At 48.7% G+C, this 18,001-nt stretch carries 16 protein-coding genes and 1 rRNA gene; 8 read left to right on the forward strand and 9 right to left on the reverse strand.

Annotated elements, in window-relative coordinates; all coding sequences use genetic code 11:
- Positions 1–46: 46 nt before the first annotated feature.
- On the reverse strand, positions 47–733 hold the full coding sequence (locus C9I98_RS23225; RefSeq protein WP_036824006.1) for a methionine ABC transporter permease: 687 nt from the start codon (positions 731–733) through the stop codon (positions 47–49).
- The gene (metN, locus tag C9I98_RS23230) at positions 723–1,757 is read right to left on the reverse strand and encodes a methionine ABC transporter ATP-binding protein MetN (protein ID WP_036824009.1); all 1,035 of its coding nucleotides are present in this window, start codon (positions 1,755–1,757) and stop codon (positions 723–725) included. Before metN ends, C9I98_RS23225 begins: the two co-directional genes overlap by 11 nt.
- 352 nt (positions 1,758–2,109) lie before the next feature.
- On the opposite strand from metN, the gene gmhB reads away from it, so the two are divergent.
- Together gmhB and C9I98_RS23240 are read left to right on the forward strand one after the other, a co-directional pair.
- A complete protein-coding gene (gene gmhB, locus C9I98_RS23235) occupies positions 2,110–2,664 on the forward strand; it encodes a D-glycero-beta-D-manno-heptose 1,7-bisphosphate 7-phosphatase (protein WP_036824011.1) in 555 nt (184 codons plus the stop codon).
- Between the two features lie 217 nt (positions 2,665–2,881).
- Positions 2,882–3,181: a hypothetical protein gene (locus tag C9I98_RS23240; protein WP_036824015.1), complete on the forward strand. Its 300-nt coding sequence runs from the start codon at positions 2,882–2,884 to the stop codon at positions 3,179–3,181.
- A 103-nt stretch (positions 3,182–3,284) separates the two neighbouring features.
- Here C9I98_RS23240 and C9I98_RS23245 read toward each other — a convergent pair whose 3' ends face one another.
- The 7 genes from C9I98_RS23245 to C9I98_RS23275 form a co-directional block, all read right to left on the reverse strand.
- Positions 3,285–4,505, reverse strand: a complete 1,221-nt coding sequence (locus tag C9I98_RS23245) for a tetratricopeptide repeat protein (protein ID WP_036824019.1) — start codon at positions 4,503–4,505, stop codon at positions 3,285–3,287.
- An 8-nt stretch (positions 4,506–4,513) separates the two neighbouring features.
- A complete protein-coding gene (locus tag C9I98_RS23250; RefSeq protein WP_036824021.1) occupies positions 4,514–5,146 on the reverse strand; it encodes an energy transducer TonB in 633 nt (210 codons plus the stop codon).
- A 4-nt stretch (positions 5,147–5,150) separates the two neighbouring features.
- Positions 5,151–5,558, reverse strand: coding sequence for an ExbD/TolR family protein (locus C9I98_RS23255; protein WP_036824023.1), 408 nt, complete (start codon positions 5,556–5,558; stop codon positions 5,151–5,153).
- Positions 5,559–5,584: 26 nt separating this feature from the next.
- Positions 5,585–6,112, reverse strand: coding sequence for a MotA/TolQ/ExbB proton channel family protein (locus tag C9I98_RS23260; RefSeq protein WP_036824027.1), 528 nt, complete (start codon positions 6,110–6,112; stop codon positions 5,585–5,587).
- 9 nt (positions 6,113–6,121) lie between these two features.
- Positions 6,122–7,489: a MotA/TolQ/ExbB proton channel family protein gene (locus C9I98_RS23265; RefSeq protein ID WP_036824029.1), complete on the reverse strand. Its 1,368-nt coding sequence runs from the start codon at positions 7,487–7,489 to the stop codon at positions 6,122–6,124.
- Complete coding sequence (locus C9I98_RS23270; RefSeq protein WP_036824032.1) at positions 7,489–8,256, reverse strand: DUF3450 domain-containing protein; 768 nt, start codon at positions 8,254–8,256, stop codon at positions 7,489–7,491. Before C9I98_RS23270 ends, C9I98_RS23265 begins: the two co-directional genes overlap by 1 nt.
- A 68-nt stretch (positions 8,257–8,324) precedes the next feature.
- A complete protein-coding gene (locus tag C9I98_RS23275; protein WP_107272534.1) occupies positions 8,325–10,958 on the reverse strand; it encodes a TonB-dependent receptor plug domain-containing protein in 2,634 nt (877 codons plus the stop codon).
- Between the two features lie 823 nt (positions 10,959–11,781).
- Between C9I98_RS23275 and C9I98_RS23280 the strand changes: the two genes are divergently transcribed.
- From C9I98_RS23280 to C9I98_RS23305, 6 genes are all read left to right on the forward strand, one after another.
- Positions 11,782–12,807 (forward strand): ABC transporter permease subunit, encoded by a 1,026-nt coding sequence (locus C9I98_RS23280; protein ID WP_036820176.1) that lies wholly within the window; start codon positions 11,782–11,784, stop codon positions 12,805–12,807.
- Between the two features lies 1 nt (position 12,808).
- The gene (locus C9I98_RS23285) at positions 12,809–13,852 is read left to right on the forward strand and encodes an ABC transporter permease (protein WP_036820173.1); all 1,044 of its coding nucleotides are present in this window, start codon (positions 12,809–12,811) and stop codon (positions 13,850–13,852) included.
- A 30-nt stretch (positions 13,853–13,882) separates the two neighbouring features.
- Positions 13,883–15,718, forward strand: coding sequence for an extracellular solute-binding protein (locus C9I98_RS23290; protein ID WP_036820170.1), 1,836 nt, complete (start codon positions 13,883–13,885; stop codon positions 15,716–15,718).
- An 11-nt stretch (positions 15,719–15,729) separates the two neighbouring features.
- Positions 15,730–16,596, forward strand: coding sequence for an ABC transporter ATP-binding protein (locus tag C9I98_RS23295; protein WP_081878901.1), 867 nt, complete (start codon positions 15,730–15,732; stop codon positions 16,594–16,596).
- A gap of 30 nt (positions 16,597–16,626) precedes the next feature.
- The gene (locus C9I98_RS23300) at positions 16,627–17,463 is read left to right on the forward strand and encodes an ABC transporter ATP-binding protein (protein WP_081878900.1); all 837 of its coding nucleotides are present in this window, start codon (positions 16,627–16,629) and stop codon (positions 17,461–17,463) included.
- A 422-nt stretch (positions 17,464–17,885) separates the two neighbouring features.
- Positions 17,886–18,001 (forward strand): 16S ribosomal RNA (locus C9I98_RS23305); the annotation flags it as partial.

The raw sequence follows: 18,001 nt of genomic DNA on the forward strand, positions 1-18,001 counted from the left end.
TGGGGTTCCGTAATTCTAGATAGTATTTGTTTTTCGTGTTGTTTCTTTAGCGATGATCGCAGCGTTTAACCAGGTGATCACCAACAGACTGAATAATTTGTACCAAGATGACGAGCATCACAACGGTGATCAGCATGACTGTGCCATCAAAGCGTTGGTAGCCGTAACGAATGCCGACATCACCCAGGCCACCACCGCCCACGGTACCAGCCATTGCCGAGTAGCTAACCAAGGTTACCAGGGTAATGGTAACGGCATTGATAATGCCTGGTAGGGCTTCTGGCAGTAATACCTTGCTGATAATTTGGCGTGGGGTAGCGCCCATCGCTTGTGCAGCTTCAACCAAGCCTGTTGGTACTTCCAGCAGGGCACCTTCAACAAGGCGGGCGATAAACGGGATCGCACCAACGGTTAGCGGTACGATTGCAGCCGCGGTACCGATTGAGCTTCCGACCACAAAGCGGGTAAATGGAATAATTGCAACCAAAAGAATAATGAATGGGATAGAGCGGCCAATATTGGTAATCGCCCCCAATATTTTGTTCAGCGCAGGGCTTGCGAGCAATCCATTCTCTTTAGTGAGGTGCAGTGCAACACCGACTGGGATACCAATCAAAAAGCCGATTAAGCCAGAGACAAACACCATGACAAGGGTTTGGCCCAAGGCATCAATTAAGAGTTGCACCAGACGTTCGTTTTCAGTCCACCATGTAACAACTGACTCAAGCAACATAACCTAATACCTCTACATTGACTTTGTGATCACGAAGGAAGGCAATTGCCTGTTCCGCTGCTTGTTCAGTACCGAAGAACTCGGCTAGCATCAGCCCGAACTTAACGCCGCCGGCGTAGTCCATGTCTGAACTCAGGATGCTGATATCGATGTTGAATTCGCGGGCCACCTGCGAAATCAGCGGGGCATCAACCGAGGCGCCGGTAAACTCAAGGCGTACCAGCGGGTAGCTGTTGTCGATGCGGGTTTCTACCATGCGCGAGCGGTAATCTTCCGGGATGGACAGATCCAGTGTCGAGCGGATGAATTCGCGGGCCAGCGCGGTTTTCGGATGGGCAAAAATATCGCCGACCGGGCCTTTTTCAACCAGTTCACCGCCACCGATGATGGCCACTTGAGAACAGATGCTTTTCACCACATCCATTTCGTGGGTGATCAGCAAGATGGTTAGGTTTAGCTTGCGGTTGATCTCTTTGAGTAGTTCGAGGATCGATTGGGTCGTTGCCGGGTCCAGGGCACTGGTTGCCTCGTCACACAGCAGTACTTTCGGATCCGATGCCAATGCGCGGGCAATGGCCACGCGTTGCTTTTGTCCACCACTGAGGTTAGACGGGTAAGACTCGTGCTTATCATCCAAGCCAACCAGCGATAGCAGTTCGGTGACTTTTTGTTTGATGGTTTCTTTCGGCGTGCCAGCCAGCTCAAGCGGTAGCGCAACGTTGCTAAACACGGTGCGCGATGAGAGCAGGTTGAAGTGTTGGAAAATCATGCCGATTTTACGGCGCGCCTGGGTCAATTCTTGGTTGGATAGCGCGGTTAGATCAGTACCGTCAACAATGACATGACCGCTGGTCGGTCGCTCCAGCAAGTTGACGCAACGGATAAGGGTACTTTTCCCCGCACCTGAAGAGCCAATAACGCCGAAGATAGTGCCCTGCTCAATGGTCAGGTTGATATCACGCAGCGCGTTTATCTCCCTTTCCCCTTGATAGAACACTTTATTTACTCGATTTATTTCTATCATTGTTCGCCCTGAATCCTATGCCGCGCCGATTTGAGTTATCGTGCCGTGTTAACGGCATATTGTCATGTTGTTTCGTGTGTTTACATTATTTTTGTAAGGTGAGAGAACTGTCTGCCATTCTCATCTGTTGAGTTGATGCTATGGGCTAACATAAATGAAGTCAATAGATATTTTTACGTCTGGACGTCTAAATGGCTTTATAGCTATTTGCTAACCAACTTTTCAGGCTCGTGGGGGTGATTGGTGATAATTGCCAATAACTTACCAATGGCGATGAGAAACAGGTGAATCCCACTTTTAAGCATGCCATAATTTAAGCCATTACAGATCTAGTTAGACAGAGGGTTGCCACTTGGCTAAACCAGCAGTTTTTATCGACCGTGATGGTGTCATTAACATCGATCATGGTTACGTTCATACCGTTGATGATTTTGAGTATGTTGAAGGCGTATTCGAAGCATGTAAGAAGCTCAAAGATATGGGCTACATGCTTGTATTGGTGACCAACCAAGCAGGTATTGCCCGGGGTATGTATAGCGAGGACGAGTTCCTGACGTTGACCGAGTGGATGGATTGGAACTTTGTCGATAACGGTGTTGAGTTTGACGGTATTTACTACTGCCCGCACCACCCAACAGAAGGCCAGGGTGACTACCTGCAAGACTGTAACTGCCGCAAGCCGAAACCGGGGATGTTTATTTCAGCCCGCGACTTCTTGAAAATCGATATGGCGAATTCGGTGATGATCGGTGACAAAACCGATGATATGAAAGCGGCCGAGGCGGCGGAAGTCGGTACCAAGATCTTGGTGCGCAGCGGTAAACCGGTAACAGATGAAGGCGAGCAGGTTGCGACAGTGGTACTGGATAGCGTCGCAGATGTACCGGGTTGGTTGGCAACGCGGTAATTGTCTCTTTTCACTGGTAATGAAGGTCGCTTAGGCGGCCTTTTTGCGTTATTGAGTGTGGTGTATTTCGCCAACTTGTGGTGATAACTGTTGCATAATGCCTCCGTGTTCGACGCTGTTGATTGTTTTTTGTATTAATGTCAAATAGATAGCTATTGGCATGCATCCTGCTCTAGTTGTTCTATCTTTTGTGGATATCAATATAAAGGGATGCAGGATGAAGATGTTGGTTGTAGGCAGTTTGATGACGCTATCAGTCACCAATATGGTACATGCAGAGCCGTTGGATAAAGCTGTTTGGCAAAATGAACTTGATAGGATGATGGTGGAACAAAAGACTGAAGCCGTCAAAACGCTTCAGGAAGAGAACCAGCAGCTGCTCATCGGCGCTTTGCCAAGCGTGAACCGGGTAGTTGTCGATAGTATCAAAACAGAGTGCCCAAATGCTCAGGGGGATGTGCTGGTTGTGGGTTGCCAGTCGGTGCGGGTGGCTGAACTCGATATTGCTGCTAAATAGCTTAGGTGGCGACAAGAAAAAAAGGGAAGCAAATGACGTTCATCTGCTTCCCGAAAGGTGTGACTGACTCACACCAGATCTGAGGTTAATGGAAGGGGAGTGGTTAACCTTGATCTTTTAGAAATGTTATCCAGGGAACGGCTGCCGATTTTATCTCGACCGATTTCGCTGCTGCCTGCATTGCCGCTAGGGCATTGCCGTGTTGCTCTAATTCAAAGTAAGCCATGCCTCTTAGGTAAGCGAGCTCAGCCTTATCGTCAGCACTGGCGTCGCTTGTTGCTTGCTGGCTGAAGGTTGTGGCTTGCTCAAATTGTTGAGCCTGTAGCATCAGCCGTGCAATTTTTATTTGCGCCTTGGCGGTAGGAGCCAAGTCAAATGCCTGTTGGTAGGCAACAATGGCACTATCGAGCTCTTTGGCTTGTTGCCAGAAGGAGGCTAGCCGCTCTTGGTTTTGCTGCGACTGGGCGACACGGCCGCTTGCCATTTCTGCCTCCAGGGTTTTGGCGGCGCGGAATGGAATGCCGCGGTAGGCCAGGAAGTTAACCAAGCGCAGTATTTCCTTCTCGCTTTCTAGCAAACCTAACTGGTACGCTGATTCCAAGGTCGCGAGCGAGTGTTGCTCTTGGTTTAGCTCCATATAGATCCCCGAAAGCTGCATCCAATAACGCTTTTTATGCGGGTATTTGTTGGTGAGTGTTTTCAGCACCCCCGCCACGCTCTTGAATTGCTTGAGCTCATAATGGGAGGCCATTAGCAGTAGGTACCATGACTCATTGGGTGATGGGCTCATTGCAATGGCTTGCTTTACCGGCGGTATGGCGCTTTTGTAATCCTCCATTTGGACGTAGGCACTGGCAAGGGTGATATAGGCATGGGCTTCGGGCTGCTCCTCGGTCGTTTTCGCTACCTCAAACCACTGTTGCATGGTGGTGACCGACAGCTCGAACTGTTCTTGGGCTAAGTACAGTTGCGCCAGGCTGTAGCGTACTTGCTGTGCGACCGGGACGGGCAGGGCATCCAATGCCAACGACTTGGCGAAATACTCAGCTGCTTTTGGGTAGTTATCGCGAAGCGAGTATAAAAAGCCCATTTGTTGCAGCAGCACGGCCCGATCGTACTTTTTGGACTTGGTTTTACCCAGGGCGCCAGTCAGCTTATCTATAGCATCTTCGTAGCGCTCGGTCGCGATTAGTTCCTGTACCTTGTTTACCGTTCTGAAGGTGCGGTCACTGAGCTCCGGGTTACCCTTGGCGGTTGCCGGCGCCGCAAGGGCACCGGCAAGCAAGAATAACGAAGCCAGCAAATGTTGAGAATATTTATTCATTGTGACTCCTAGTTAATCGAAAACTCAATTTCCTGAGATAGCCTCGCACTGACGGGCTTGCCGTCTTCTTGCTTTGGCTTGAAGGTCCATTTTGATACCGTTTTCTTGGCCGCTTTACCCAGCCCCAGGCGACGAGGATCTTCTTTCAATACCTTGACGTCTTCCACGGTACCGCGGGCATTGACGGTAAATTCCAACAAGACCACTCCGCTTTCAATACCAGCCCTTGCTGCTTTACGCGGCATTTGGGGTTGGAAGGTCGCAAGCGGTACCGGGCCGCCATTGCCCGTGACCTTCGCGCTACCGCCTTGGCTATAGTGGCCAAGCACCGAACCGCCTGTCACATTCACTGGCAGATCCAGCTTTGGCATATCCACCGGGATTTGCTCCATCACTGGCTTGACGGTGGAAGTCACCTTTAGCTCGGGTGGCGGCGGTGGTTTCTTCGGTGGTGTTGGCTTGGGTAGCTCGCGCTTTTTCTCCTGTACTTTCTCTTCTGATTTAACGCGGATGAAGTCGACCATTCTCAAGTCTTCATTCGACGTCAGTTCGTGGCGCTCTTTGTTTACTAGCTTGTCCATCCCCCAGAACAACCCCAGGGAGACAACGAGCGCCAGTGCTAATGAGGCCAGATACCGCATAGGCTTAATCCTTATTGGTTGCGGCAATGGAGATGCTTTGGACACCCGCCATTCTTATCTGATCCATCACTTTGACGACAACGCCTGATTTGGCTTCTTCGTCGGCTTGGATCACCACGGCACCGTCGGGGCTCTCTGCGCGCAGGCGTTCGATATTGGCGCGTACGGCATCGACTTCGACTCGGCGCTTGTCAACCCAGACATCCCCCGATGCCCCAACTGCAACCATGATGTTGCCCTTTTTCACTGTTTGCGCGGTATTGGCGCTTGGACGGTTGACATCGATGCCTGCCTCTTTGACAAACGATGTAGTTACGATAAAAAAGATCAGCATGATAAAGACGATGTCGAGCATCGGTGTCATATCGATTGCTGCTTCGTCGCTGCTTTCGCTGCTATAGCGTCGTTTCATGAGCTATACCTCTAAATTCCGTTTAATTAGGCAACATGCTTCAATCGGTCTTCCAGCTTCTGCGTGGAGACCTTCGCCAGGTGGTCAAGCCGGGAGCTGAAAAATAGCCCCGATAGGGATGCGACCATGCCCGCAAGCGTTGGAATAGTTGCCTTTGAGATCCCCGAAGCCATTGCTCGGGGGCTTCCTGTGCCGATGACTGCCAAAATATCAAAGACTTGGATCATGCCCACCACGGTGCCGAGCAGGCCAAGCAGCGGGCAGAGCGCGATCAATACCTTGATCACGGGTAACCCTCGCTTGTTTTCGATGTCTTGGATTGAAACGAGCTCTTGGCGGATCATCTTGGCATTCCAGCTTTGGTGATCAGTCCTTGCCGCCCACTTGGCTTCGGCTTTTTTGATTGCCCGCGGCAGTACTGCAGCAAAGTAGAACCAGCGCTCCAGCAGGATCGTCCAAAGCATGAAACTCAGGATGAAGAGGGCCACCAATACATCTCCCCCCATGCCGAGGAAGCGCCTGATAGACTCCACTTCTTCAATTAGCCACCACATAGAGCCTCCTTATTTGTCGGCATTATCCGCGTGAAGCTTTTCCTGGTAGCGGGCTATAAAGCCTGCGCTTTGTTCTTCCAGCGTTTGAACCAGGCGGCGGCTCTTGCTATGGACGAGGGTGTAGAAAAACAGCAGAGGTATTGCAACAACCAGACCCAACATGGTCGTCACCAGTGCTTCTGAAATCCCGCCAGCCATGAGTTTCGGATCGCCGGTACCAAACAAGGTGATGGCTTGGAAAGTGCCGATCATCCCCATTACCGTACCCAGTAGGCCAAGCAGTGGCGCGACAGAGGCAAAGAGCTTTATCGAGCCTACGAAGCGCTCGATGCGCGGGGCGTTGCGGAGGATCACCTCGTCCAGCTTCGCTTCCAGATCTTCCAGGTTATCGCTGTTATGGCCAAGGTAGGCTGCCATGATTTCGCCGAGCGGGTTGCCCTTGAGTACCTGCTCCGATTTCGCTTGCTTGCGCATTTTGCTGCCAATGATAGCCAGGCGCAGGAAGCAGAAGAGGGCGATGACGGCACCTAAGGCCCCCATGCCAAGGATCACGTACCCGACGATACCACCTTGGTCAACTCGCTCCTGTACTGTTGGGCTCTGGACAAGCAGCGACAAAATCACACCACGGGAAGGGTCGATAAACAGAGGCTCGTAGCTGTTTCCTGCCTGTTCAAAGCCTGGGACGTTGCGCATGATGTTGTTGTTTGGTTGGCGAGATAGCTCTTCGAACTTACCTGTTTGCGGGACGTAAGTAACATACTTGCCGTCGGCAATGGCATTGAATTCACCCACCAAAGTCACATCGCGCACGGCTTCCTTGCCCTCGCCATAAACCACCGTGGCCGCAGTCGTCGTGGTGTCTCCCGATACGACAACCTGTTGCAAAATGGTATGCCAGAAAGCCTCAAGTTCCTGCGTTGATGGTAGCTCTTTGCTCTCAGCCAGTTTGGTCAGCAGGGTATCGCGCTCGGGAAATTGCACTGCGTTTTGTGATGCCGCAAATAGCCCCTTGAACTCGCCGGCATATTGGCGAACGACACCAAACATTTCACCCAATGTGCCGGAACGTTGGCGCAAGGTTTCGGTTAATTCGGTGAGTTGCTTGTCGTTATTGTCGAAGCTGGCCTTAAGTTGATCGCCACGCTCGGTTTCCGCTTTTAGCTCGGCTTTGGCTTGTTTTAGCAAGGCGGCCTGCTGGTTTCTATCTGCCCTAAATGCTGCCTCGCGATCTTTGCTTTCTTGAGACTCAACAATGCTGTTGGCTTTTACGGACTTCAATAGTTCAGCCAAAGAGGCGGGTGTTTCGGCTTGGGCAGGGCTTGCCAGTAGCAGCCCTGCCGTGAATGCCGCTGCCAGTGATTTAAATGCGTTCATTATCCTTTCTCCCCGGCAAATACAGGTAATTTAATCAGTGCTGGTGGCGCTTGCTTTTTGGCAATCCGAAGGCCCTGCTGGACCGCAATGCGGTAGCTCTGGGGGAGGGGTTCCCATTGGCGGGTTTGCTGGTTCCACATGCCGGTTTCACCACCGTCCGGTGACTGGTAAAGCAGGGCGGTACGGCCAATGCGCAGGAAGTCGTAGGTGACGGTTTCCCCGTTGCGCTCAAGGCTGGCTTTATAATATTCGATAGAGCGCGAGAAGCCCTCTTCGATTTGATAGGCTTCCATCACCTTGCGGAATTTCTCCGATGTGGTGACATCGGCGCGATCCATGAGCTCGCGCAATTCGTTGACCCGCACAGTGCGCTCTTCTGATTGGAAGGGCAAATCAAGCGCGACAAACTCATCGAGCGCATCGATCATTTTTAGGGTGAGTGGCACCACCTCCATTGCAGTTTGATCAATTTGGGCGATCTGGCGGTTCAGTGAATCCAGCTCGCCCTGTTGAGAGTCGACCATGCGGCTAATTTGCGCGTTGTACACCTTTATGCTGTCGATTTGGCGTAACAGTCCCTTGTATTCGGCGAGCATGGCGTCGGTGCTGTCGGCATAATTGTCTATTTTTGCCTGTGAAGTGGCTGCCGACTTGTCTGCCTTGCCTTGGGTGGCGACAACCGTGCCAGTATCGGCGGCAAGCGAAGGTACACTGAAAGTCAGTATGGCGGCAGTGATAGCACTTACGCCAAAGTCCTTTAACGTCATAGTTGCATCCTTGTCATGGTGTTTTGTCAGTCAGAAGTGGCGCGGGGCAGCCCCGCGCCTCATTGTTATTAGAATTTGACGTTGACATTGGCGTAGTAGAAACGCCCTGCTACGTCATAGGTGGTTGAGTCGGTATTGGCTGATAAGGTATCTAGCATCAATGGCGGCTCTTTATCGAACAGGTTGTTGATACCCAAAGATAATTTGATGTTGTCGTTGACTAGGTATGAACCATTGATATCGTGATAAACCACGGTCGGAACATTGAATTCATACTGGTCTTGATCAACCCCGGGTAGTTGGTAGGTGACGCTGTCAATCAGGCGTGCTGTCCAGTTGGCTGCCCAAACTTCCTGCGATAAACCAAGGTTTAATGTGGAGCGATATTGGGCAAAGTGGCCGATCTGATCACTGATAAACTTACCCGCGTAGTCGATGACGGTTCCGTCTGGCTGCTCGACTTCGTATTTCAGTAGGTAGGTGTTTTCCCAATTAGCCCTGAAGGTTAACTCGTCAAAGTCATAGCGGTAGCGAACGTTGAAGTCGATGCCATCGGTTTTCAAGCCACCAAGGTTGGTATAGCGGGCATCAATCGAACGGATGTTGCCATTGTCAAAGCGGGTGATGCTGTCACAGTACTCACCGGTTGCCTCGCACTGGTCAAGCATGAACTGGGGATCCACATTATCGATCAGGTCTTCCAGCTCGATTTGCCAGTAGTCGACAGTCATTGATAGGTTGTCGACAAAAGAAGGTGAGTAAACGAAACCAACGGAGGCGGTATGCCCTTGCTCGGGCTTTAGGTCTTCATTCGAGCCGTATTGCACCGGGAACTGGTCGCGGCCGGAGGTATCTTGCCCTGATGAGTCGGTTAGGGTGTCGAAGCTCTCCTGTTGTCCACCATAAAGCTGGCTAATAGATGGAGCCTTAAATACCTCAGAGTAAGTACCACGCAACATTAAGTCGTCGAATGGTTGGTACAGCAGGCTGTAGCCCATAGAGGTATTGCTGCCAAACGATGAGTAGTCATCGTGGCGAGCCGAAATTTTGGCTTCTAAATATTCGGCAAACTGAACATCTGAAAGCAGCGGAATCAATAGCTCGCCATAGAGTGAGTCGACTGAGTAAGTCCCCGATGTTGCAGACAGGGCGTTACCGCTGGCATTGCCTGATACAACAAGGGCGTCAGGCTGACTTTCACCTTTTTCGGTTCGGGTTTGGTAGCCAGCTGCGAAGGCAATGGTCCCCATTTCATAGTCAAACACATCGCCTGTTACATTGAAGTCGATGACTTGTTGTTGGTTATAGCCGGTATCTTGGCGCGTGAAGGTCACGTAATCGAGAGCTTCCTGGCTAATGGTGCCGAAGATATCCATTGGCACACAGCCAGGAATGACGTTGCCGCCGGCATCCAAACATTGTCCATTTGATGAAGGGCCAAGTGCATTGTTCACCCGGTCTTTCATGAAGACGTTGTCCTCTTGCTGAACCGTTTTGGTTTTGCCCCAGTTAAAACTGGTATCCCATACCCAGCCATTGGCGAATTCGCCATCCAGCGCAAATACGATCCGTGCCGTATCGGATTCAAACATTCGGTTGCGCCCGCCGGTTTCAACCATTCGGCGGCGCCAGTCAACAATGTCTTCGCCAGTCGGGTTATACTCGTTGTCGGCAGAAATTGGGTTAAAGCCCGGGGTAAAAGCACCAAACATAGGTTCTGCGGCTAATAGATAGTCCGACTTAGAGTTGGCATACAGTGCTTCGAATGAGGCAGTAACAGGACCCAAGTAATCATTTTCGGCAACAAGGTAGTTGCCGTTGGCACTTAGGTAAAAGCGCTCTGCCGGGCGCTTGAGGTAATTGTCGGGGGCGTAGTTGTATAGGTCGGTTTCCGGATTAAAGGGACGGAGGGTATTGCCGCCCTCTGGGCCAAATGTTTGGCCGTCGTAATAGCCCCAAGGAGTAGAGGAGCTGCCGCCAACATAGCTGCCACCAAATCCATCGTGATTTAAGTCGGTGTTGGCAAAGCCACGATCACTGCCTTGGATTTTTTTCTCTTCAGTGTACCCTGCCGAGAACAGAAGGTTACCTCGGTCGCTAGCAACGCCAGTTAGCATGGTGATTTCGGTAACCTGGCCATCACCTTTTGACGTTTGTCCGGTTTTAACACCAACTTCAAAGCCTTCGTAGCTTTGCTTGGTGATAATATTAACCACACCCGCTACCGCATCAGAGCCATAAACCGACGATGCACCATCTTTTAGAATTTCGATTCGCTCAACCATGGCGGTTGGGATCATGTTGAGGTCGACAGCGGCATCGGCCCCCGTTCCGCCATTGACCATTCGACGGCCATTAACCAGAACAAGGGTACGCTCTGCGGTAAGGCCACGTAGGTTAACGGTTGCTGCGCCATTACTGCCGTTATTCATTGAGGTGCTTTGGACTGTACCGGCAATGGCGGGGATTTGGTTAAGGATATCGCCTAAAGAAACAAGGCCTGTGTTTTCGATATATTCAGACGATAATACTTGGACTGGTTCGGCTCCTTCCATTTCTACTCGTGAAATACGTGAACCTGTTACTTTCATCTTTTGCAGTTTCTCTACCTGCTGCTCTTCAGCTTGCGCTATTGGGGCTATGAGCACCGCCCCTAAAGCAAGACTTATTGCGACAGATAGAGCTGTTGTTTTTTTATTCATCCTTGCTGCTCCATTTATTATTCTTCCTGCGTTTCGAATTGTTGTTATCGAAATAAACATTAACTTTTCGTTAACGTTGAGTCGCAAGATATACATGAAGCAAAAACTTGAAGTCAAACCAGCAGTATTTAGTTATAAGAAAACATAAAATAATATTTATCACCAATATTTATCATATATCGGTGAATGAAGTTGGTTTTGGACGTTGCTTTGGTTTTTTGTGTTAAAAAGTTTTTGGAAATTGTTTTGATGTGCATATTAAGATGAAGTGTTAAGTATTTGGTTATTGCTGGAAGATTTGGCTATATTTCTGCGCAAAACTCAGTTTTAAGTATTGTTTGCTATTAAGTGGGTTTTTATTCTTGATATTCTTTATTGATATAATTTTTGTGGTTTCACTTGTTCCAGTTATCACAAACAATATCAAGGTTTATATTTTTAGAAGGAATAATTTAAATTGAATAACCTTATTACCAAGGTGACTAAAGTAATATGCATGAGTTGTTTTGTGTTTTATAAAATGTGCTTGTTTTGGTGGTTATTTTAGATTTTGATTTTTTTTTGATGAGTAAAATAGCATACAGGGAAAATGTGACAAAAATGGGTCAAAATAGTTAATCACACTTGATGGGTGGCAATATTCACTGTACATGTGGCTATATAAAAAATAAGTGATGTTGTTTTTGGCGACACATAAAATGGAAATGTTCAGGAAGAACAGGTATTCGCAGTAAGTGATAGCTTGAATGATTGGCTATCCTTTTAAGAGGTAAAGGTGGAATTCTTATCTTGTACTGCGAGTTGACAAGGAGTTAGTGAGTACATGCTGTCATATTTTCTACGCCGAATGATGTTGGTGATCCCAACCTTCATCGGTATCACCATACTTATCTTTGCAATCACTCGCTTTGTCCCCGGCGGCCCTGTCGAGCGGATGCTTGCTAATATGCAGGCGCAAGGCGACGGTGCTGCTGCGATGACCTCGGCGGGCGGTACAACCGCGCTGTCAGAAGATCAGATTGCAGAATTGAATGCCTTTTATGGGCTGGATAAGCCTGTGTTTGAAGCCTATTTTGAGTGGCTCGGCAAGCTGGCTGTGCTCGATTTTGGCGAATCGACCCGCTATTACGAACCGGTCTCGGATATGATTGCAGAGCGCCTGCCGGTCTCCTTGTTTTATGGGGGAATGACTTTCTTTATCAGTTATTTTATTTCTATTCCTCTTGGCTACTATAAAGCACTCAAGCACGGCTCAGTATTTGACTCCGGTTCATCCATTCTTATTTTTGTTGGCTATGCCTTGCCAGGCTATGTTGTCGGGGTGCTGCTCATTACCCTGTTTAGCTATCACTTGGAGTGGTTCCCGATGGGGGGCTTTGTGGGGGATGACTTTGACGATTATGAAACGTTTGCCGAGCGCGCCAAAGATGTTATGTGGCACGCTGTCTTGCCGCTGATTTGTTACTTGATTGGCGACTTCGCCACTCTCACCATGACGATGAAAAATAACCTGATGGAAAACTTATCCTCAGATTATATTCGCACTGCAATCGCAAAAGGGCTGCCTTTTAAGCAAGCTGTTAGAAAGCACGCGCTTAGAAATAGCTTAATTCCCATCGCTAGCCACTTTGGTAACTCACTGTTGTTCTTTATGACTGGCTCTTTCTTAATTGAGGTGATTTTTAATATCGACGGTATTGGGTTGTTGGGGTACGAGTCAATTATTGAGCGTGACTATCCGGTCGTGATGGGCATCGTTGCGATTAATGCGGTAATGCTATTGATTGGCAATATCCTATCTGATGTTTGCGTTGCCTTGGTCGACCCTCGCGTGAAGTTTGGAGCTTAGTATGTTGAACCTTAATCCCCTTACGCTAAAAAAGATCAAGCGCTTTAAAGATATTAAACGAGGCTATTTTTCATTCATTATATTATCGTTGCTCTTGGTATTGTCGTTATTTGCTGAACTGTTAATCAACAGCAAGGCCTTGGTGGTTAAATATAATGGGGCATTTAGCTTTCCCGTCTTTTCGGATGTTCGTTTAGGCAATGAGTTTGGTCAGGCGACAGCCAGTGAAGCCGATTACCGCTTGCTGCAAAAAACCTTTGCAGAAGAAGCTCAGGGTAACTTTGTCATCATGCCGCTGGTGCCATGGAACCCTTACGAGCAGGACTTTTCTGGCAATTATCCGCCAAATCCCCCGAGCATAGAAAACAAACACTACCTGGGGACCGATATTATCGGCCGCGACATTCTGGCCCGTTTAGTTTATGGCTTTCGGATTGCCATGGGGTTTGCCTTGCTGACGATGGCAATTTCCTACGCCATTGGTACGGCGGTTGGTTGTGCAATGGGCTTCTTTGGCGGCAAGTTTGATTTGTTTGTCCAGCGTTTGATTGAAGTGTGGTCAATGGTGCCGTTCTTGTATGTCATCATGATTTTGGTGTCGATAACGCAACCGACGTTTGCGCTGTTTGTCGGGATCAATGTGCTCTTTGGCTGGATGGGGATGACTTGGTACATGCGCACCATGACTTATAAGGAGTCTGCGCGTGAGTATGTCATGGCGGCGAAAGCGTTGGGGGCGTCCACCGGCCGCATTTTGTTTAATCATATATTGCCGAACACCATGGTCATGATTGTCACGCTTGCCCCCTTCACCATCGCGGCCAATATCACGGCACTGACGGCTTTAGATTACTTAGGTTTGGGGCTAATGCCGCCAACGCCGAGCTGGGGGGAGTTGCTTCAGCAGGGCAAGTCCAACCTTGATTCACCCTGGATTGTCACCTCAGTTGTTACATCTATTGTCTTGGTTCTGGTTATGGTGACCTTTATTGGCGAAGCAATCCGTGCTGCCTTCGACCCCAAGAAATTTACCCGCTATGTTTAGCTTGCTGTTGTTGTAATAAGGACATTGATTATGAAAAAAGTATTCACATTTTCAGCGGCCGCCATTATTGCCGTGCTAGGCAGTGCCGCTCAGGCGGCAGAGCTACCCGCAGGCTTGACATGGCAATCCAACATGGAGGAGCCACTCTTCGCTTCTCCCGACGCTAAGTTCGGCGGCACTCTGCGCACCCATATAACCAGTTTTCCGCAGACGCTGCGCAGTGTTGGCCCGGACTCGAATGCAGGGTTACGACACTACTTTATGGACGGGGTACCTAAGCTAGCAGCCCGCCACCCAAATACGGGGAAATGGATCCCACAACTAGCAAAAGAGTGGGCCTTTGGCGAGGACCACCAGACCGTATTTTTCAAATTGGATCCCAAGGCCCGGTGGTCGGATGGCGAAAAAGTGACTGCCGACGATTATCTGTTTATGTTGAAGTACTACCGCTCTAAGGACATTATTTCGCCGTGGTACAACGACTTCTTTACTAATAAAATAGAAGACGTCGTCAAATTTGATGACTATACCATTGCGGTAAAGTCGGTCGATAAAAAGACCGATGACGAATTGATGGTACAAATCAACCTGCCGAGCAATGGCTTACAGCCAAGACCTGAGCACTTTTTTAAGCCCAAGAAAGATGAGAACAATGACGGTATCGATGATGATTTCGTCCGTCGTTACAATTTCAAGAGCGAACCGACAACCGGGCCTTATTACATGGATAAGGTTAAGAAAGGCAAGAGTGTCACTTTCAAGCATGTTGGTGAGCAGTGGTGGGGTTACAGTAACCGCTACTACCAAAACCGTTATAACGTGAAAAAAGTGCGCTATACGGTGATACGGGATAACGATATTGCCCGCAAGCATTTTGAAAAAGGGAGTTTGGATACATTCGGTTTGGTGCTGCCGAACTTGTGGCATGAAAAATCCAATACCAAACCTTATCAAAAAGGGTATATCCACAAGTTCTGGGGTTACAACCAGCGAGTGCAGGGGGCGGGAGGCATTTGGATGAATACCGCCCAACCACTTCTTGATGACCGCAATATTCGCGCTGGCGTTACGTATGCCACTGACTTTGACGGCATGATCAACAATGTATTGCGCGGGGACTACGCTCGTAAGCCACACGGTATGGGCTTTGGTCATGGAGGCTATGATCGTAGTGATAACTTACCTCCTGCGTTTGATCCTGAATTGGCAGCAGAATTCTTTGTCAAAGCCGGGTTTGGTAAGGTAGGCCCGGATGGGATCAGGCTAAATGCCAACGGGGAGCGTTTGAGCTTTGCGATCACTTATGGTTACCAGCCGCATACCCCACGCATTGCATACCTCAAAGAGCAAGCCAAGCAAGCGGGCCTTGAAATTACCCTCAACCTTGTCGATGGATCATCTGCTTTCAAGTATGTGCTAGAGAAAAAGCATGAACTGGCATTTATCAATATGGGGGGCGGAGAGATCCCTGCCTATTGGGAGTACCTTCACTCGGTCAATGCTAAACCTCAGACTAACAACCATAACAATTACCGCTCAGCTGAGATGGACGAGTTGATCGATAGCTATAATAAAGAGTTTGATCTACAGAAGAAGCAAGCTATTTCCCATCAAATTCAAAAAATCGTCGCTGATGAGTTCCTAATTGTGCCGGGGTACATGGTGCCCTATACCCGTGAAGGTTATTGGCGTTGGATGAAGTACCCAACACCGGCAATGACAAAACAAACTGCAGGTATGTTTTCGGTGGTTGATTTAGCCACTTTTTGGATTGACGAGGATGAAAAGAAAGCCACCCTTGCCGCGATGAAGAAAGGTAAAGCGTTTGAGCCGGTAACCGTGATTGACGATAATTTCAAGCTGTAGGAATGGGCACTATGCAAAATGATGTAATTTTAAGTGTCCGTGATCTGGAAACGGAATTTATGACGGATGAAGGGGTGGTAAAGATACTTCATGGTGTCAGCTTTGATGTTCGTAAAGGAAGAACGCTGGGCTTGGTTGGTGAGTCGGGGTGTGGCAAAAGTGTCACCTCCATGTCGATCATGGGTTTGTTACCTAAGCCTTATGGCCAAATTACGAAGGGGCAGATCCTTTATCGCGGAACAGATCTAGTAACGCTGCCACCAGAAGATATGTATGCGATGCGGGGCAACAAGATATCAGTGATTTTTCAAGACCCGATGACAGCTTTAAACCCAGTGCATACCATTGGGTGTCAACTGAATGAGGTATTGGAACTCCACCGGCCGGAACTTAGCAAGGTGCAGCGCAACGCCTATTCATTAGAGATGCTGCAAAAGGTCAAGATCCCGATGCCGGAAAAGCGTCTTAATGAATACCCGCACAACCTTTCAGGCGGAATGCGCCAGCGTGTCATGATTGCCATGGCACTTGCTTGTAAACCTGACATACTTATTTGTGATGAACCGACAACGGCCCTTGATGTGACCGTGCAAGCATCGATTTTGGAATTGATGAACGACTTGCAGGAAGAAACCGGCATGGCGATGATTTTCATTACTCACGACTTAGGGGTTGTTGCCGAGGTTTGTGATGATGTGGCGGTCATGTACGGGGGGAAAGTTGTGGAGTATGCCGATATCTTCGATTTGTTTGATAATCCCCAGCATCCTTACACCGAGCGTTTGATGGGCTTGATGCCGAGCCTGGATAGTGAGCCCAAGCAGCCGATAGAAATTAAACCGATTGATGTCACGCTTTTCCCTGAATTTAAAGGTTGAGCCTTGATGAGGTTATGTAAGGAGGACGTTATGGCAGAAGTACTAAGGATAGAAAACCTCAAACAGCATTTTGTGTCGGGTAAAGGCATTTTCAAGAAGGGCTATACAATAAAAGCGGTTGATGGGGTGTCATTCTCTATCGCGAGAGGTGAAACATTGGGTTTAGTCGGTGAGTCTGGTTGCGGTAAAAGTACCCTTGGACGGACTATTTTAAAGTTGTATGAACCGACAGAGGGGAAAATCTTTTTCGAAGGGGAGGACATAACGAGTTTGTCTACCAAGGCAATGCGCCCTTTGCGAAAAGATATGCAAATCGTGTTTCAAGACCCGATGGAGTCGCTTAACCAGCGCCACACGATTGGTATGATATTAGAAGAGCCATTCATTATTCATAAGGTAGGCACACCCGAAGAGCGGAAAGCTTGGGTAAAGGAACTACTGTTGAAAGTGGGATTACCAGAAACCGCCGTTAATCGTTATCCCCATGAGTTTTCTGGTGGGCAGAGGCAGCGCATTGGGATCGCTAGAGCTATAGCACTCAAGCCCAAGTTACTGATCTGTGATGAGTCTGTTTCTGCGCTGGATGTATCGGTACAGGCGCAAATTCTAAACTTACTGCTGCAACTACAGAAAGAGATGAATTTGGCGATTATTTTCATTTCGCATGATTTGTCGGTGGTGAAGCACATTTCAGACAATGTTGTCGTGATGTACTTCGGCAAAGTGGTGGAAATGGGCCCGGCAACCGAAATATATGCTAACCCGCAGGCTGACTACACCAAGAAGTTGCTTTCAGCTATCCCTATCACTCACCCTAAAGATAGGAAACGTAAGAGGCGGGCGGGAAGTGCCCCCAATGTCGCTTAACTCTGATGGTCATTTTGAATCTGAATGACTAAATAATTTGAATACCTGATAAAGAGAAGGCACGACACAACGTCGTGCCTTGTTGTTTTTTGACCGTAAATTATAATTTTGTCTATATATTGTTCGGTTGGCTTTTGTTTTTGAGTTTTTTCACAATTAGGGGTTGTCAGGCTGTGTGAACTCTCTATAATGCCGCCTCACCGACACGGAGCACGGCAACTTAGCCAGCAACGTATCGGATTGTTCTTTAACAATTTGACCATGCAATCTGTGTGGGCACTCGTGGAATGATAGTCAAAAGATTTATCAATGAAACTGAGTGACCAAATCGAATCGTAAGATTCGGCACAGTCAATTCATTCATTACTTCGGTAATGGATTAACAGTATTCATTGAGCCGCATCTTAGATGCAACAAAACTTTAATTGAAGAGTTTGATCATGGCTCAGATTGAACGCTGGCGGCAGGCCTAACACATGCAAGTCGAGCGGCAGCGACATCAACAATCCTTCGGGTGCGTTGGTGGGCGGCGAGCGGC

It is taken from the genome of Photobacterium sanctipauli, assembly GCF_003026495.1.
GTDB lineage: Bacteria > Pseudomonadota > Gammaproteobacteria > Enterobacterales > Vibrionaceae > Photobacterium > Photobacterium sanctipauli.

What these genes read in the sequence shown, in the direction of transcription:
- C9I98_RS23285 (WP_036820173.1), top strand. Translation starts at nt 12,809, where the DNA reads ATGTTGAACCTTAATCCCCTTACGCTAAAAAAGATCAAGCGCTTTAAA.
- C9I98_RS23255 (WP_036824023.1), bottom strand. Translation starts at nt 5,558, where the DNA reads ATGAAACGACGCTATAGCAGCGAAAGCAGCGACGAAGCAGCAATCGAT.
- C9I98_RS23280 (WP_036820176.1), top strand. Translation starts at nt 11,782, where the DNA reads ATGCTGTCATATTTTCTACGCCGAATGATGTTGGTGATCCCAACCTTC.
- C9I98_RS23300 (WP_081878900.1), top strand. Translation starts at nt 16,627, where the DNA reads ATGGCAGAAGTACTAAGGATAGAAAACCTCAAACAGCATTTTGTGTCG.
- C9I98_RS23295 (WP_081878901.1), top strand. Translation starts at nt 15,730, where the DNA reads ATGCAAAATGATGTAATTTTAAGTGTCCGTGATCTGGAAACGGAATTT.
- C9I98_RS23290 (WP_036820170.1), top strand. Translation starts at nt 13,883, where the DNA reads ATGAAAAAAGTATTCACATTTTCAGCGGCCGCCATTATTGCCGTGCTA.
- metN (WP_036824009.1), bottom strand. Translation starts at nt 1,757, where the DNA reads ATGATAGAAATAAATCGAGTAAATAAAGTGTTCTATCAAGGGGAAAGG.
- C9I98_RS23225 (WP_036824006.1), bottom strand. Translation starts at nt 733, where the DNA reads ATGTTGCTTGAGTCAGTTGTTACATGGTGGACTGAAAACGAACGTCTG.
- C9I98_RS23260 (WP_036824027.1), bottom strand. Translation starts at nt 6,112, where the DNA reads ATGTGGTGGCTAATTGAAGAAGTGGAGTCTATCAGGCGCTTCCTCGGC.
- C9I98_RS23275 (WP_107272534.1), bottom strand. Translation starts at nt 10,958, where the DNA reads ATGAATAAAAAAACAACAGCTCTATCTGTCGCAATAAGTCTTGCTTTA.
- C9I98_RS23240 (WP_036824015.1), top strand. Translation starts at nt 2,882, where the DNA reads ATGAAGATGTTGGTTGTAGGCAGTTTGATGACGCTATCAGTCACCAAT.
- C9I98_RS23245 (WP_036824019.1), bottom strand. Translation starts at nt 4,505, where the DNA reads ATGAATAAATATTCTCAACATTTGCTGGCTTCGTTATTCTTGCTTGCC.
- C9I98_RS23250 (WP_036824021.1), bottom strand. Translation starts at nt 5,146, where the DNA reads ATGCGGTATCTGGCCTCATTAGCACTGGCGCTCGTTGTCTCCCTGGGG.
- C9I98_RS23270 (WP_036824032.1), bottom strand. Translation starts at nt 8,256, where the DNA reads ATGACGTTAAAGGACTTTGGCGTAAGTGCTATCACTGCCGCCATACTG.
- C9I98_RS23265 (WP_036824029.1), bottom strand. Translation starts at nt 7,489, where the DNA reads ATGAACGCATTTAAATCACTGGCAGCGGCATTCACGGCAGGGCTGCTA.